Genomic DNA, 14,449 nt, shown 5'->3' on the forward strand with positions numbered 1-14,449 from the left:
GCGACCACAAGACCTACCAGCCCGCCCCCGCAACCTGACCCCATCAGCAAACCCGGAAATCACCAGTAGGACTTGACAACCTCATTGAGATTCCTCCTCCCGGAATCGCCAGGCCGGCAAGACCGCTGGGCACCTCGGCCGGAGCCTCGCCGGGCGCCGGATACTCGACGCGGTCGGCCAGGCTCGGGGGCGAGAAGGTCAGCTGGCTCGGGAAGGCCTGCTGCCCGGACGCCGGATTCACCAGCAGCGGTGGGTAATTCATCATCAGTGAGCTGATCACCGGCGCCACCTGTTGTTTGCACAGGTCGGCGGTCCGCTGCGAACCGTTGTCCTCGAGCGCCTCGACAGCGCCACACAGGAACGCGAACGGATTGCGGAAGTTCGGCAGCACCACGGCGCCGGTCAGCGTGCCCTGCGCGGGCTTGTAGATCTGATAGAAGTTCGCCAGCGCGACCGGGCCGGAGTGCAGGACCTGCTCGAGCTGCGGACGCTTGTCGGCCAGGATCTGGGTCACCTGCGCCAGATTCTGCACACTCTCGGTGAGCTGGCCGCCGCGTTCGTCCAGGAAGCGTTTGACGTCGGCCACCGCCGAGTCGAGATTGTCCAATCCGGCGCCGAGGTCGTCGGAGACGCCCGACAGCACCGAGGACACCGAGGCCAGCCGCCCGCCGAACTGCACGATCTGATCGTTGCTCTTGGAGAGCACGTCGACGAACTGCTGCAGGTTGCGGACGGTGCCGAACAGGTCGGTGCGACCGTCGGACAACGTATTCAGCGTGCTCGACAACTCGTGGAGCGTGTCCCGCAGCGCCTGGGCGTTCCCGTTTGCGAGATTGTCGGACGCGGTGTTGACGAACCGGCCGAACGAGCCCTGCTGATCCTCACCGATCGGCCCCAGGGCCTTGGACAGTTTGCTCAGCTCGGCCTTGATGTCGTCCCATTCCACCGGCACGGCGGTGTGCTCGATCGGAATCACGCCGTCGTCGTGCATCTTCGGGCCGCCGGTGTAGACCGGCGCCAACTGCACGAAGCGTGCCGAGACCAGATTCGGCGAGACCGTGACGGCCTTGGCATCGGCGGGGATGTCGACGCCGCGGTCGACCGTCATCGTCACCTTGGTCTTGTCCCGGCCCGGCTCGATCGAATCGATCCTGCCGACCTTGACGCCCAGCACCCGCACGTCGTCACCGGCGTACAGCCCGGTGGTGGACGGGAAATAGGCGGTGATGTGGGTCTTGCCGATATTGCTCACCGCGCCGTAGACGATCCAGCCCGCCAGCGCCACCACCAGGACGGCGGCCACGACGCGGACCCATTTCGGCACCTTCGTGATCGTGCGAATCGCGTTCATCGCGGCGGCTCCTGGATCGCGGGCCCGATCGAGGGCGGCGGGGTGGTCAGGTACTTCCAGAACGATTCGGGTACATGCTGGGGCCAGACCAGCGCGTCCACCAGCGGCTGCAACGTCATACTCGTGGCGTTGGAGACGTAGGCCTGGAAGTACGGGCCGCTGCCGACCTGCTCACCGAGCGCCGCCTCGAACGGTCCGAGGGCGTCCAGGGCCTGGTTCAGGTTGTTCTTGTTCCGCTCGAGCAGTTGCAGCACCGAATTCAGCTTGTCCAGTGTGGGTTTCAGGCTCTGCTCGTTGTCGTTGACGAAGCCGGTCAGCTGCTGCGCGAGTCCGTTGACGTAGACGATCAACTGGCTCAGAGCGGTGCGCCGGGCGTCCAGCTCGCCGAGCAGGTTGTTGCCGTCCAGCAGCAGGGCGTTGATCTGGTTCGACCGATCCGAGAGCACCTTGGTGACGTTCTGCGCGTGCGAGAGCAGTTCGGTCAGCGCCTTGTCGCGGGCGTTCAGGCTGCGCGAGAGCTGGGTGATGCCGTCCAGGGCGGAACGCATCGGCGCGGGGGTGTCGGCGAAGGCGTCCGACAGGGCGTCCAGCGTCTTGTTGACCTGGTCGGTGTCCAGCCCCTTCACGGTATTGCTCAGATCGCCCAGGGCGTCGTTGAGCGAATACGGAGAAGTGGTGCGCTCCAAGGGAATCGGCTGATCGCTGCGCAACGCACCGGACCCCTGCGGATCGACCTCCAGGGATTTGCGCCCGAGCACGGTGTTGGTCTTGATCGCGGCGGTCGTCTTCTTCCCCAGGACTATGGATTCGTCGAGGCTGAACCGGACCTTCACCTTGGGACCGTCGAGGCTGACATCCTCGACCTGACCGGTGCGGACACCGGCGACCTGAACCTGGTCACCGGTCACCAGACCGCCGGCATCGGCGAAATACGCGGTGAATTCGGCGCCGCTGCGAATGAACGGAAGCCGGTCGAACTGCAGGGCGGACAACGCGATCGCGACCGCCAGGACGACGCCGACGACGCCGTGTTTGATGAGCGGGGAGGTCTGGTTCACTTCGTCGAACACCTTCCGGTCGTCTGCAGACCGGGCAGATTCACATGCATCGGCTTACCGTCCGGGCCGTCCACGAGGAAATTCGTTCCGCACACGTACATGTTCAGGAACGAGCCGTACGAACCGAGCCGCACCAGCTCCTTGTAGGTCGTGGGCAGGTTCTGCAGGACCCACTCGACATCGTCGGACTTCTGGTCGAGATTGTCCGAGAGCCGGCCCAGCTGGTCGAAGGTCGCCTTGAGGTCCGGGCGCGCCTGCTTCAGCAGATCGGTGAGATCTCCGGTGGCGCCGGCCAGTCGCGGCAGCGCCGCGCCGATCGGATCCCGGTCCGCGGCCAGGCCACTCACCAGACGCTGCAATTCGGTCAGCGTGGTGTCGAATTCCTTGTTGTGATCGTCGATGGTGGCCAGCACCGTCTTCAAATTCTCGATCACGCTGCCGATGAGGGCGTCGCGGTCGGCCAGGGTTTTGGCGAACGAGCCGGAGCTGTTCAGCAGTGCGACCAGGGTGCCGCCCTGGCCCTGGAAGACCTGCAGCAGCGCCTCGGTCAGGGAGTTGACCTGCTGCGGGTCCAGGCCGCGCAGCAGCGGCTTGAAACCACCCAGCAGCATGTCCAGGTCCAGCGCCGGCTTGGTCTTGTCCAGACCGATGGTGCCGCCGGAGTGCAGCACCTGCGCGGTGCCCGGGGCGTCCATCAGTTCCAGATACCGGTCACCCACCAGATTCTCGTAGCGCACCGCGGCATGGGTGCTGACATAGAGCTTGTACTGCCGGTCGACGTCGAAATCGACATGGGCCAGATGGTCCTTGCCGACCTTGACGCTCTTCACCGATCCGACCGGGACACCCGCGATGCGCACCTTGGACCCGGGCAGCATGCCCGAGGAACTGGTGAACACCGCGTGGTAGCCGTTCTCCCGGGCGAAGCGCATCTGCGAGAAGATGACGACCAACAGGGCCAGCACCAGAACCATCACGAGCGTGAAGATTCCGAGTTTGACGCCGGTGGCGTGCGGTTTGATGCTCACGGATTACCCACCCCCGGCAGCCCCGCGAACAGCAGTTGGAAGACTCGGGGCCCGTTCAGATGGGTGGACAGTTCCGGCGTGTACACCCGTCCCTCAGTGGTGTCGGTGACCAGATAGTTTGCGTGGCTACCGGGTTTACGGTCGAGGATGCCCTCGCAGTGCGGGCCACCGGTCGCATTCACCTTCGGCAGATCCTTCGGATAGGTGTAGGGCGTGCCGCCCGGCATGAAACTGGCGTTCAACGTCACCCACGGTCCGGTGCCGCCGAAGATCTCGTTGGCTCGTGGAATCGCGCCCGCGACACCTTCGACCAGGCAGTACAGCGCCGGGTTGTATTCGTTGAGCAGTTCGGCCGTCGGGCGCAGCAGATCCAGTGCGGTCGACAGGCCGTTCTCGTTCTCCTTCAGCACCGCGCCCGTGGTGTCGGCCAGGCCGATCAGATTCAGCAGCACCGCGTCGAGGCTGTCCTGGTGGTCGACGATGGTCTTGCTCGTCACGGCCGCGTTGTCGGTGGTGCGCAACAGGTTCGGCGCGGTGTCGGCATACAGATTGGTGACTCCCACCGACGTCTGCAGATCGCGTTGCAGATCGGGCAGGCTCGGATTGATGTCGCGCAGATATTCGTCACTGTCGACCAGCAGCTGACCGAGTTTGTCGCCGCGACCCTGCAATGCCGTGCCGAGCGCGGTCAGCGTCGCATTCAATTTCTCCGGCGCGATCTTGCCGAGCACATCGGTCAAATGCTGGAACAGCGTATTGAATTCGACGGTCACCGACTGCGCGGTCAGCGTGGCGCCGGCCTGCAGATGCTGCGCGGACGGAACCTCCGGCTCGACGAAGTTCACGTATTTGGCGCCGAAGACGGTGGTGGACCGAATATCCACGGTCGCGTTCGCCGGCACCATCTTCAGTTGATCGGGTTCGATCGCCAGGGTCAGCCGAGCCTGGTCGCCGGTATACGCGATATCGGAGACGTGGCCGATCTGCACACCGCGGATCTTGACCTTCGCGTCCTTGTCCATCACCAGGCCGGCCCGCGGGGCGTCGAGATAGACCGGTTTCGACGTGCTGAATCCGCCCACGAACATCGTCAAAGCGACGGCGACGATCGCGGCCAGAAACAGAATCAGCGCCACCCCCGAAAGCTTGACACCCCATCCGGCGCCGAAAAACTTGCCGGCGCCTTCCTTTTCGACGAGTTTATTTGCCGCCATACCGCCTACCCGGAGAGATGGAAGTTGCCGGAGGTGCCGTAGATCGCCAGCGACATCAGCAGGGTCACCGACACCACTGCCACCAGCGAGGCGCGCACCGCGTTACCGACCGCGATTCCGACACCGACCGGTCCACCGGTCGCGTTGTAGCCGTAATAGGTGTGAATCATCATGACCGCCAAGGCCATGAGGATCGCCTGTACGAACGACCACAGAATGTCACTGGGAATCAGGAATGTTGAGAAGTAGTGGTCGTACACACCGGCCGACTGGCCGTAGATGACGACCGTGGCGAAGCGGCTCGCGACGAACGACGCGATGACCGCGAGCGCGTAGAGCGGAACGATCGCGATCATGCCCGCCAGCACCCGGGTGCCCACCAGGAAGGGCATCGGCCGGATCGCCATGGATTCCAGGGCGTCGATCTCCTCGGCCACCCGCATCGCGCCCAGCTGGGCCGTCGCGCCGGCGCCGATGGTCGCCGCGAGCCCGATGCCCGAGATCACCGGTGCCGCGATGCGCACATTGAGGAATGCGGCGAAGAATCCGGTCAGCGCCTCGACACCGATATTGCCCAGCGAGCTGTAGCCCTGCACCGCGATGGTGCCGCCGGTGAACAGGGTGAGGAAGCCGACGATCACCACCGTGCCGCCGATCACCGCCAAAGCGCCTGTGCCCATGCTGATTTCGGCGATCAGGCGAATGGTTTCGGTGCGGTAGTGCGAGAACGCCTTCGGCACCGAGGCCAGTGACTTCGCGTAGAACTGGGCGTGATGCCCGATTCCGTCCATCGAACTCGAAACCCGCCGCACACGTCGAACAGTACGGGGGAAGCGGGACTGGATTACGAACGCCATCGGATCACCGCACCGTGAACTTGATGCCGACGGCGGTGACCACGACGTTCACCACGAACAGAGCCATGAAGGAGAAAACCACCGTCTGGTTGACCGCGTCACCCACACTCTTGGGACCGCCCTTGACGTTGAGACCGAGATAGCAGGCCATCAGACCGGCGATCAGACCGAACAGCGCGGCCTTGACCTCCGAGATCACCAGCTCCGGCGTATGGGTGAGCAGGGTGAGCCCGTTGACGAAGGCGCCGGGGTTGACTCCCTGCAGAAGAACCGAGAACAAAAAGCCGCCGGCGATGCCGATCGTCGAGACCAGGCCGTTGAGCAGCGCCGCGACGAACATCGATGCGAGTACGCGGGGCACCACCAGGCGATGGATCGGATCGATACCGAGCACCTTCATGGCGTCGATTTCTTCCCGGATCGTGCGCGCACCCAGGTCCGCGCAGATCGCGGTGGCACCGGCGCCTGCGACGATCAGCACCGTCACGATCGGACCGACCTGGGTGACCGTTCCGAATGCGGCGCCCGCTCCCGAGAGATCGGCCGCGCCGATTTCGCGCAGCAGAATGTTCAGCGTAAAGCTCACCAGAACCGTGAACGGGATCGCGACCAGGATGGTCGGGATGATCGACACCCGTGCGACGAACCACGACTGGTCGACGAATTCCCGTCGCTGAAATGGCGGACGTATCAAGGCCCGCGCCACAGCGGCCACGAGTTCGAAGAACCCGCCGACCGCACGCAACGGCACGGCAAGAACCTCGTTCATTCCGCGATTCCTCCTTGCCGACCCGTACGCGCAACACTGCGCAAGCGAGCCTCCACACCTCTTCCGCTCCGAAGATTAGAACACGTTCACATCGAATCGGAAGAGAATTTGACATTTTTGACCTGCTCTTTTCATCCGAGCTTCATCTCGGAAGCTAGAACAGGTTCATACGGTGTACAGAACGCCTTTGTGAGGCACCCCACAACCTTCGACCCCCATGTCTACCAAGTGCGAGACCGCCGATCAACCGGAGTTGGTCGGATGACCTGCACCTGATAATCAGCCGAGATCGTGCAGCGAACTCGCAGAAAACGTACGCCCGGCGGGGCGCTCGGCGAAGTAGGTTCCGAGTGTGTCGGCCAGCGCGTCCGCACTCCATTCCGCGCCGGCGGCATCGAAGCGGGCCTCGACTTCGGGCGCGGCCATCAGCGCGACCATCGGGCCGTATACGACGAACACCTGACCGTTGATCGCATCGGCGCCGGGAGAGGCCAGGTAGGCGACCAGCCGGGCGACGTGATCCGGCGACAGCGGGTCCACATCCCCTTCGGGAGCGGCGGAGAAGACCGATTCCGTCATGGCGGTCCGGGCCCGCGGGCAGATGGCGTTGGCACGCACGCCGTATCGCGACAAACCGCGCGAGGCGGACAGCGTCAGCGCGGTGATTCCGGCTTTCGCGGCCGCGTAATTCGGCTGACCTTCCGGACCCAGCAAACCGGCTTCCGACGATGTGTTGATCAGGCGCCCGTAAATTGGAGCACCGGATTCCTTCGATTTACCGCGCCAGTAGGCGGCGGCATTCCGCGACAACAGGAAATGGCCGCGCAGATGGACCGCGAGGACCGCGTCCCAGTCCTCGTCGGAGAGATTGAAAAGCATGCGGTCACGGACGATTCCCGCATTGTTCACGACGATGTCCACACCGCCGAAGGTCTCGTCCGCGGTGCGAATCAGGGCATCGGCGGTGGCGCGCTCGGCCACACTGCCACCCACGAATTCCGCTTTCGCGCCCAGCGCGCGGATATCGGCGAGGGTGGCGGCCACCGCATCGTTCTCGGCCAGATCGTTGACCACCACCGAGGCGCCGGCCCCGGCCAGCGCCAGCGCTTCGGCCCGACCGAGGCCCGCGCCGGCTCCGGTCACGATCGCTACCTTGCCGGACAGATCCGTCCCCGACTGATTCGACGATTCACTCACGCCGTGACTCTAGAACGTGTTCCAGTTATCGGCAAGCATCCATTTCACTGCAACCGCAGGGCAGCCTTGGGGCATTGCGCGACGGCGGTCTCGACATCGGAGAGCCGGTCCTCGGGCACGTCGGCGGTGAGGATGTGCAGCTGATCCTCATCGTCGAGTTCGAAGACGTCGGGGGCGATTCCGACGCAAATACCGTTGGCCTCGCACTGGTCGAAATCCACACTGACCTTCATTGATAACTCCTTCACCACCAGGTAGTGCCGAGCCTACAAGCCCGGCCGGGCCGCTGCGGCCGAAGCGGCCGGATTCGGTTTCCATACTGGAACATGTTTCAGTAGATATGCAATGATCGACGTCAGGGCAGATCGGCCCCGGCGCTGATCGTCACAGGGGCGATGTCGTCACATCCGCCATCACCATCACCGAGTACGAGGTAACCGCCATGCGGATTGCTTATACCGAGCAACAGGAGCAGCTGCGCGCCGAGCTCCGCGAATATTTCGCCAAGCTGATCACGCCGGAGCGCCGCGAGGCCTTGTCGTCGCAGACCGGTGAGTACGGGCACGGCAACGTCTACCGCGAGGTCGTTCAGCAGATGGGGCACGACGGCTGGCTCACCCTCGGCTGGCCCAAGGAGTACGGCGGCCAGGATCGCTCGACGATGGATCAGCTGATCTTCACCGACGAGGCGGCCGTCGCGGGTGCGCCGGTGCCGTTCCTGACCATCAACTCGGTGGCGCCGACGATCATGCACTACGGCACCGAGGAGCAGAAGAAGTTCTTCCTGCCCAAGATCTCCGCGGGCGAATTGCACTTCTCCATCGGATATTCCGAGCCCGGCGCGGGCACCGATCTGGCGTCGCTGCGCACCACCGCGGTCCGCGACGGTGACGACTGGGTGATCAACGGCCAGAAGATGTGGACCAGCCTCATCCAGTACGCCGACTACATCTGGCTGGCCGCCCGCACCGACCCGACCGCCAAGAAGCACAAGGGCATCAGCATGTTCATCGTGCCGACCTCGGCCGAGGGCTTCTCCTGGACGCCCGTGCACACGATGGCCGGGCCCGACACCAGCGCCACCTACTACCAGGACGTGCGGGTGCCGCATTCGGCGATGGTCGGCCCCGAGAACGGCGGCTGGGCGCTGGTCACCAACCAGCTCAACCACGAGCGGGTGGCGCTGACCTCGGCGGCGCCGCTGGCGCTGGCGGTCGCGCAGACCACCGAGTGGGCGCGCGACACCAAGGATTCCACCGGTGCGCGGGTGATCGACAACGAGTGGGTGCGGCTGAACCTCGCGCGCGTGCACGCCAAGGTCGAATTCCTGAAGCTGCTGAACTGGGAGATCGCCTCGGGCGCAGATGCGGGCGGAGACGCCGCGCCGCGACCGTGGGATGCCTCCACCTGCAAGGTGCTCGGCACCGAATTGGCCACCGAGGCCTACCGACTGCTGATGGAGATCCTCGGCCCGCAGGCCTATCTGCGGCAGGACTCCCCCGGCGCGCAGCTGCGCGGACGGCTCGAGCGGATGCATCGCGCCTGCTTGATCCTGACCTTCGGGGGCGGCACCAACGAGGTGCAGCGCGACATCATCGCGATGACCGCCCTGAAACAGCCCGCTGCCGCCCGCTGAGCCGCAGACCGGTCGGAACATCGGAAACGCCGAAGAACTAGGAACAACGATGGATTTCACACTTACCGAGGGGCAGCAGGATCTCGCGCGGCTGACCGGCGAGGTCTGCACCAAACTGGTCACCGCCGACCGGCTGCGGGAACTGGACAAGGCCGAGGTCCGCTTCGACGAGCAGCTCTGGCGGTCGCTGGCCGAGACCGGAGTGCTCGCGGCGGCGCTGCCGGAATCGGTGGGCGGCAGCGGCCTGGGCGCGCTGGAGCAGACCGCGATTCTTCGGGAGATCGGCAAATCCGCCGCCCCCGTCCCCTATCTGTGGTCGGTCGTGCTCGGCGCCGGCGCCCTGGCCCGCTGGGGCGACGAAGCGCAGCGCGAACTGGCGGCGAAAGCCGGTGCGGGCGAGACGATTCTGACCGTCGCGCTGTCGGAGGAACGCAACTGGGAGCCGGCGAAGCCCACCACGACCGCGACCGAGGACGGCGGCTGGAAGCTGGTCGGCGCCAAGACGGTTGTTCCCTTCGCCGCGCAGGCCGGGCGGATCCTGGTGCCCGCCACGGTCTCCGGCAAGGCAGCGGTATTCCTGGTCGACCCGGCGGACGCGCGCATCACGCCGCAGCAGGTGGTCGACCGCAGCCCGCAGGCCGAGATCGAATTCGATTCCACCCCTGCCGAATTGATCGGCACCGTGGACGACGGCGCGGAAATCCTCGCGTGGCTGCTGAACCACGGCTGGCTCGGCCTGGCCGCGCAGCAGCTGGGCACCTTGGAGCGCGCGGTCGAACTCGTCGCCGAATACGGCCGCGAGCGTGAGCAGTTCAATCGCAAGATCGGCAGCTTCCAGGCGGTCGCGCAGCGGCTGGCCGACGGCTACATCGATCTGCAGGGGCTGCGGCTGGCGGTCACCCAGGCCGCGTGGCGGGTCGACGAGGGGCTGCCGGCGGACGCGGAGATCCACACCGCCAAGTTCTGGGCCGCCGAGGCCGGTCACCGCATCGCCCACACCGCCGTGCACGTGCACGGTGGCGTCGGCATCGACCGCGACCACATCGTGCAGTGCTACTTCACCGCCGCCAAACACAACGAATTCGCGCTCGGCGGCGCCACCGACCACCTGCGTGCGCTGGGCACCCTCCTGGCCGAGGCCCACTAACGCAGGCGCTCGCCCGGGCCGATCCGCCGCTCCACCGGTTCGGCCCGGGCGAGAATCTCTTCGACGGTCTCCTCGACCGTGAGATCCGTTGTGTCCAGCCACAATCCGACGCGTGGCGTCTCCCCGTGCAGGACGGTGTCGAGCTGTTCCACGGTGAAGACCCCGTAGGCATTCTTGTCCCGTCCGGCCTCACGCCGAGCCACCGCGGCCGGACGCGGAGTCAGCACGACCACGTACAGCGGGTCGGTGCGGATCTGCTCGATCATCCACGGCAGCAGTTCACCCAGGACGACATCCTGGACCACCGCCGTGAATCCCGCGGCGGCGTATTCGTCGGCCGTCGCGGCCGCCAGGCGGTGGCGTAACCGCAACTGCCGCACGGCTTCTCCGCTCGGTTCGCCGGACATCTCGGCGCGGCCGCCGACCACGAAGCGGCGGAACACGTCACCGCGCACGTGGGCGGAACGGGGCAGTCGTTCGGCGAGGGCCTGCGCGACCGTCGACTTTCCGGCCGCTTGGATGCCGGTGATGAGATAGACGGCACTCGTCATGGCCGGACGGTATCGCGCAGGACACTCGACCGCGAGCGATTTTCCCGGTCGATGCCGCATCGGTGCAGCTCAGAGCGGGTACGCCGAGGCGTCCGATGAGTTTGCCGCGCCCACCGCGTCTCTACAGACGACACGTACCGATGCCGCGAGAGGACCGAGCATGGCCAGCAAGATGATCTTCATCAATCTCCCCGTCGAGGATCTGGAGCGGTCCATATCGTTCTACGAGGCGCTGGGCTGGAAGGTGAATCCGGATTTCACCGACGAGAACGCCGCGTGCGTGGTGGTCGACGACAACATCTGCGTGATGCTGCTGGTCCGGCAGTACTTCGACACCTTCACCAACCGACCGATCGCCGACACCCGGGCGGCCACCGGTTCCATCTACGCGCTGTCGCTGGGCAGTCGAGCGGAGGTCGAGTCGCTGATCGCGGCCGCGGTCGCCGCCGGGGCCACGGAGGAGGTCAGCGAGGACAAGCGCGCCCAGGAGGAGGCGGTGGGCATGTTCAGCCGCGCCTTCGTCGACCCCGACGGTCACCACTGGGAGGGTTTCTGGATGGATTATCCCGGCAGCAACTGACCGGGTGGTCACGCCGTTTGCGCGTCCAGGAAATTGATGATCTTGGCGTGGAAGCCGGCCGGATCCTCGCCCGGAGCGCCGTGGCCGGCGTCGATCTCGGCGTAGCGGGCATCGGGTATCGCCGCGAGCAGCCGCTGTTGTTGCGCCGCCGGCACCACCCGGTCGTGCGCACTGGCGAGGATCAGCGTCGGCGCGGTGATGCGGCCGAGCAGATCGGTGAGATCCACGGTGCGATCCACCTCGGTCTGGCGGGCGGCACCGCGCGCGATCACCTTCGCCAGCTGCTCGACCAGGGTCGCGTTCTCCTCCGCGCTCGTTCGCTCCCAGTAGCTCGGACCGAACGCCATCAGCGGCAGCATGTGCGCGAAGAGGCTGGTGCCGTAGGCGGCGTCGGCGCGCAGCACCTGGATCCAGTAACGGAATTCGGCATCCATCCGAGCGTCGGTGCGAACCCAGCCCGCATGCATCAGCAGGGAACGAACCCGGTCGGGTGCGGTCGCGGCGACGTGCGCGGCCACCACCGCGCCCAGGGAATGCCCCACCAGATGGAACCGGTCCAGCCCGGCGTGATCGGCGACGGCGCGCACCTCGGCGGCCAGATCGGCGACGGTGAGCGGGCCGCCGTGGTCGACGGTGTCGCCCGAACCGGAATAGTCCAGTGCCACAACGGTATAGCGGTCGGCGATATCGGTGGTCAGCGACGCCCACTGGTCGCGTGCGGCCGCCGTGCCGTGGACCAGCACGACCGCGGGACCCGTTCCGGTCACGTGGTAGGCGACCTCGGCGGTACCCCCGGTGATTGCGGTGGTTGCGAATGTCATCGAATTTCCTTGTGTCGTAGGTGTTTCGGTCATCAGGCCGCGGCCTGCAGAGTGAAGTCGGCGATCGCCGCGCGCAGCGCGGCCGTGAACTCGGCCGCTCGTTCCTGTTGCGGCATATGGCCCGCGCCGTCGATCACGCCGACTCGCGCGCCCGGCGTGAGGGCCGCGCACGTCCGCGCCACCGCCACCGGAATTTCGGCGTCCAGCTCGCCGTGCAGGTAGTGGATCGGCGTACGCAGGTGCGGCAGTCGCGGGCGGGGATCGTAGGTCGCGAAGAGGTGGAACAGTTCGTCGATGTACACACCCGAATCGAGGATCTGTCGTACAGTCCAGTCCACCAGCGCCGGCGAGGTTCCCGGGGCATACCAGTTCGGCACCCACCGCGCGACGAATTCGGCTCGGTGATCCCGCATTTCGCCGATGATCTCGGCCAGCGGCATGCCCTGCCCGGGCCAGTAGGCCGGACCGTCTACCGCGACCACACCGCCGAGCAGATCCGGATGAGCCAGCGCCAGTTCGGTCGCGAAGGTCGCGCCGACCGAGGATCCGACGACGATGGGGCGATGCAACCCGAGCTGCCGGATGAGCTCGACGAGGTCGGCGATCACACCGGTCAGGTTGTTGCCGGCGACGGGCCGGTCCGATCGCCCGCAGCCGCGCCAATCGACGGTGACCACCCGGAACTCGGTGACCAGCGCCGCCTGCTGAGCGCCCCAGACCCGGCCGCTGGTACCCCAGCCGTGCAGGAACAACAGCGGCTGCCCGGTTCCCTGATCCTCGTAGTACAGCTGGATGTCGTCGACGGTGAGATACGGCATGGTCATCACTCCCGGTGCGGTTTCCGATGTGCTGTGACCAGGAAATCGCGTTCGGCCGCGCCGAAAAACGGTCGAACCGCGCTGGCACTGTTCACCGAAACTGATTAATCTCGCGCCGTGGAGCTCCGCCAATTGCAGTACTTCCTGACCGTGGCCGAGGAACTGCACTTCGGACGCGCGGCCGAGCGGCTGCACATCGTGCAGTCGGCCGTGAGCCAGCAGATCACCCGCCTGGAGCGGGAAGTGGGCGTCGCGCTGTTCGAGCGGACCACCCGCACCGTGCGCCTGACCGAGGGCGGGCGGCGGCTGCTTCCGCACGCCGAACAGGTACTCGCCGCGGTGGCGCAGGCCCGTGCCGCCATCGACGACCTGCGCATCGAACGCACCGGCACGATCCGGCTGGGCACCAGCACCGGTCTGGGCACCCGCCTGGAGAGCATTCTCGTCGCCTTCGCCCACCGCGCCGCGCACGCCCACCTCGAACTGGTCAACGCCGAGACCGCAGATCGGATGAAGTGGGTGCGATCGGGTGAACTGGACGCGGCGATCGTGCGCGGTGCGCGCGAGGAACCCGGGCTCGAACTGCTGCCGCTGTGGTCGGACCGCCTCGTGGCCGCGATTCCCGCTCGCCACGACCTCGCGGTATTGCGGGAGATCGATCTCGCGCGTTTCGCGGAGCTGCCACTGCGGCTGGTCGGCCGCACGCGCAATCCCGCCCTCTACGACCTGGTCACCGACTCGTGCCGGCACGCCGGCTTCGCACCGGTCTTCGGACCGGAGTTCACCACCGAACAGGACACGCTGGCCGCGATCGGCTTCGGCGCGCCGAGCTGGACCGTGTACTACGCGGCCCAGGCGGCGCACTTGTCGTTCCCGGGTGTGGTCTGGCGTCCGCTGCGCAACCCGGAGCCGAGGATGCCGAGCTATCTCGCGGTGCGGCCCGATCCGCCGCGCGCCGAGTTGCGGGCACTCATCGAGGCCTGCCACACCGTGCCCGATTGACCGCCTGATCGTCGCACGACGACGACCGAATCTTCTCCGCCCCAGCATCTTTCGTCCGCGCCATCGCACGATCCGCCGTCGCGCCCAGCTCGAGCCGATCGAGCCACCGAGCTATTCGCGTGCCACAGTTGCCCCTCGGTCATCGGCGAACACTTCGCAACGGCAGCGCGGCACGATGCGGGTATTCTCCTGTGGCGCAACCACTTCCGCCTCTCGTATGCTTGAACCCCGAGAGGTGGGGGGACAGGGTGAAACGTTCGCTGATGTTCGTCATGGCGGCCGTCGCGGCGCTCTCGAGCTACGACTACGCACGCTCCCCCGGCCACATCGGCATGGCGGTGGCCGCCGGAGTCGTCATCACGATCTGGCTGACCGCCAAGGCGATCGACTAGTACCTCGAAGGCGCGCAGACGTTTTCGT

General features: G+C 66.1%; 16 protein-coding genes. 5 read left to right on the forward strand and 11 right to left on the reverse strand.

Annotated features, from left to right (window positions below; genetic code table 11):
• Positions 1-43: 43 nt before the first annotated feature.
• The 8 genes from IG65_RS0131720 to IG65_RS0131755 form a co-directional block, all read right to left on the reverse strand.
• Positions 44-1,351, reverse strand: a complete 1,308-nt coding sequence (locus IG65_RS0131720; RefSeq protein WP_051757272.1) for an MCE family protein — start codon at positions 1,349-1,351, stop codon at positions 44-46.
• Complete coding sequence (locus IG65_RS0131725) at positions 1,348-2,409, reverse strand: MCE family protein (protein ID WP_030518636.1); 1,062 nt, start codon at positions 2,407-2,409, stop codon at positions 1,348-1,350. Before IG65_RS0131725 ends, IG65_RS0131720 begins: the two co-directional genes overlap by 4 nt.
• Positions 2,406-3,431, reverse strand: coding sequence for an MCE family protein (locus tag IG65_RS0131730; protein ID WP_030518637.1), 1,026 nt, complete (start codon positions 3,429-3,431; stop codon positions 2,406-2,408). The genes IG65_RS0131725 and IG65_RS0131730 overlap by 4 nt, the downstream gene beginning before the upstream one ends.
• Positions 3,432-3,433: 2 nt before the next feature.
• Positions 3,434-4,651 (reverse strand): MCE family protein, encoded by a 1,218-nt coding sequence (locus tag IG65_RS0131735; protein WP_051757273.1) that lies wholly within the window; start codon positions 4,649-4,651, stop codon positions 3,434-3,436.
• A 5-nt stretch (positions 4,652-4,656) separates the two neighbouring features.
• Entirely contained in the window at positions 4,657-5,508 is an 852-nt protein-coding gene (locus IG65_RS0131740) for an ABC transporter permease (protein ID WP_030518639.1), read from the reverse strand.
• 4 nt (positions 5,509-5,512) lie between these two features.
• Positions 5,513-6,277, reverse strand: a complete 765-nt coding sequence (locus IG65_RS0131745; RefSeq protein ID WP_030518640.1) for an ABC transporter permease — start codon at positions 6,275-6,277, stop codon at positions 5,513-5,515.
• A 279-nt stretch (positions 6,278-6,556) separates the two neighbouring features.
• Positions 6,557-7,474 (reverse strand): 3-oxoacyl-ACP reductase, encoded by a 918-nt coding sequence (locus IG65_RS0131750; RefSeq protein WP_030518641.1) that lies wholly within the window; start codon positions 7,472-7,474, stop codon positions 6,557-6,559.
• Between the two features lie 44 nt (positions 7,475-7,518).
• Positions 7,519-7,707: a ferredoxin gene (locus tag IG65_RS0131755; protein WP_030518642.1), complete on the reverse strand. Its 189-nt coding sequence runs from the start codon at positions 7,705-7,707 to the stop codon at positions 7,519-7,521.
• Between the two features lie 209 nt (positions 7,708-7,916).
• Between IG65_RS0131755 and IG65_RS0131760 the strand changes: the two genes are divergently transcribed.
• Complete coding sequence (locus tag IG65_RS0131760; RefSeq protein WP_030518643.1) at positions 7,917-9,110, forward strand: acyl-CoA dehydrogenase family protein; 1,194 nt, start codon at positions 7,917-7,919, stop codon at positions 9,108-9,110.
• Between the two features lie 49 nt (positions 9,111-9,159).
• A complete protein-coding gene (locus tag IG65_RS0131765) occupies positions 9,160-10,257 on the forward strand; it encodes an acyl-CoA dehydrogenase family protein (protein ID WP_030518644.1) in 1,098 nt (365 codons plus the stop codon).
• Here the strand turns inward: IG65_RS0131765 and IG65_RS0131770 are convergent.
• Entirely contained in the window at positions 10,254-10,808 is a 555-nt protein-coding gene (locus tag IG65_RS0131770) for an AAA family ATPase (protein WP_036526331.1), read from the reverse strand. The genes IG65_RS0131765 and IG65_RS0131770 overlap by 4 nt on opposite strands.
• Before the next feature lie 160 nt (positions 10,809-10,968).
• Here IG65_RS0131770 and IG65_RS0131775 point away from each other — a divergent pair, with 160 nt between their 5' ends.
• Positions 10,969-11,388, forward strand: coding sequence for a VOC family protein (locus IG65_RS0131775; RefSeq protein ID WP_030518646.1), 420 nt, complete (start codon positions 10,969-10,971; stop codon positions 11,386-11,388).
• An 8-nt stretch (positions 11,389-11,396) separates the two neighbouring features.
• Here the strand turns inward: IG65_RS0131775 and IG65_RS0131780 are convergent, their stop codons facing one another.
• Together IG65_RS0131780 and IG65_RS0131785 are read right to left on the reverse strand one after the other, a co-directional pair.
• Positions 11,397-12,209: an alpha/beta fold hydrolase gene (locus IG65_RS0131780; RefSeq protein WP_030518647.1), complete on the reverse strand. Its 813-nt coding sequence runs from the start codon at positions 12,207-12,209 to the stop codon at positions 11,397-11,399.
• A 32-nt stretch (positions 12,210-12,241) separates the two neighbouring features.
• Complete coding sequence (locus IG65_RS0131785) at positions 12,242-13,027, reverse strand: alpha/beta fold hydrolase (protein ID WP_030518648.1); 786 nt, start codon at positions 13,025-13,027, stop codon at positions 12,242-12,244.
• A 117-nt stretch (positions 13,028-13,144) separates the two neighbouring features.
• On the opposite strand from IG65_RS0131785, the gene IG65_RS0131790 reads away from it, so the two are divergent.
• Entirely contained in the window at positions 13,145-14,029 is an 885-nt protein-coding gene (locus tag IG65_RS0131790) for a LysR family transcriptional regulator (RefSeq protein ID WP_030518649.1), read from the forward strand.
• 248 nt (positions 14,030-14,277) lie between these two features.
• Positions 14,278-14,421 (forward strand): hypothetical protein, encoded by a 144-nt coding sequence (locus IG65_RS38175; protein ID WP_156055884.1) that lies wholly within the window; start codon positions 14,278-14,280, stop codon positions 14,419-14,421.
• Positions 14,422-14,449 lie beyond the last annotated feature (28 nt).

Origin of the sequence: Nocardia sp. NRRL WC-3656, assembly GCF_000720265.1 — a bacterium.
Lineage (GTDB): Bacteria > Actinomycetota > Actinomycetes > Mycobacteriales > Mycobacteriaceae > Nocardia > Nocardia nova.

Excerpts from the sequence above, each read along its gene's own strand:
- IG65_RS0131720 (WP_051757272.1), bottom strand. The coding sequence starts at position 1,351 with ATGAACGCGATTCGCACGATCACGAAGGTGCCGAAATGGGTCCGCGTC.
- IG65_RS0131735 (WP_051757273.1), bottom strand. The coding sequence starts at position 4,651 with ATGGCGGCAAATAAACTCGTCGAAAAGGAAGGCGCCGGCAAGTTTTTC.
- IG65_RS0131740 (WP_030518639.1), bottom strand. The coding sequence starts at position 5,508 with ATGGCGTTCGTAATCCAGTCCCGCTTCCCCCGTACTGTTCGACGTGTG.
- IG65_RS0131745 (WP_030518640.1), bottom strand. The coding sequence starts at position 6,277 with ATGAACGAGGTTCTTGCCGTGCCGTTGCGTGCGGTCGGCGGGTTCTTC.
- IG65_RS0131755 (WP_030518642.1), bottom strand. The coding sequence starts at position 7,707 with ATGAAGGTCAGTGTGGATTTCGACCAGTGCGAGGCCAACGGTATTTGC.
- IG65_RS0131760 (WP_030518643.1), top strand. The coding sequence starts at position 7,917 with ATGCGGATTGCTTATACCGAGCAACAGGAGCAGCTGCGCGCCGAGCTC.
- IG65_RS0131765 (WP_030518644.1), top strand. The coding sequence starts at position 9,160 with ATGGATTTCACACTTACCGAGGGGCAGCAGGATCTCGCGCGGCTGACC.
- IG65_RS0131770 (WP_036526331.1), bottom strand. The coding sequence starts at position 10,808 with ATGACGAGTGCCGTCTATCTCATCACCGGCATCCAAGCGGCCGGAAAG.
- IG65_RS0131775 (WP_030518646.1), top strand. The coding sequence starts at position 10,969 with ATGGCCAGCAAGATGATCTTCATCAATCTCCCCGTCGAGGATCTGGAG.
- IG65_RS0131780 (WP_030518647.1), bottom strand. The coding sequence starts at position 12,209 with ATGACATTCGCAACCACCGCAATCACCGGGGGTACCGCCGAGGTCGCC.
- IG65_RS0131785 (WP_030518648.1), bottom strand. The coding sequence starts at position 13,027 with ATGCCGTATCTCACCGTCGACGACATCCAGCTGTACTACGAGGATCAG.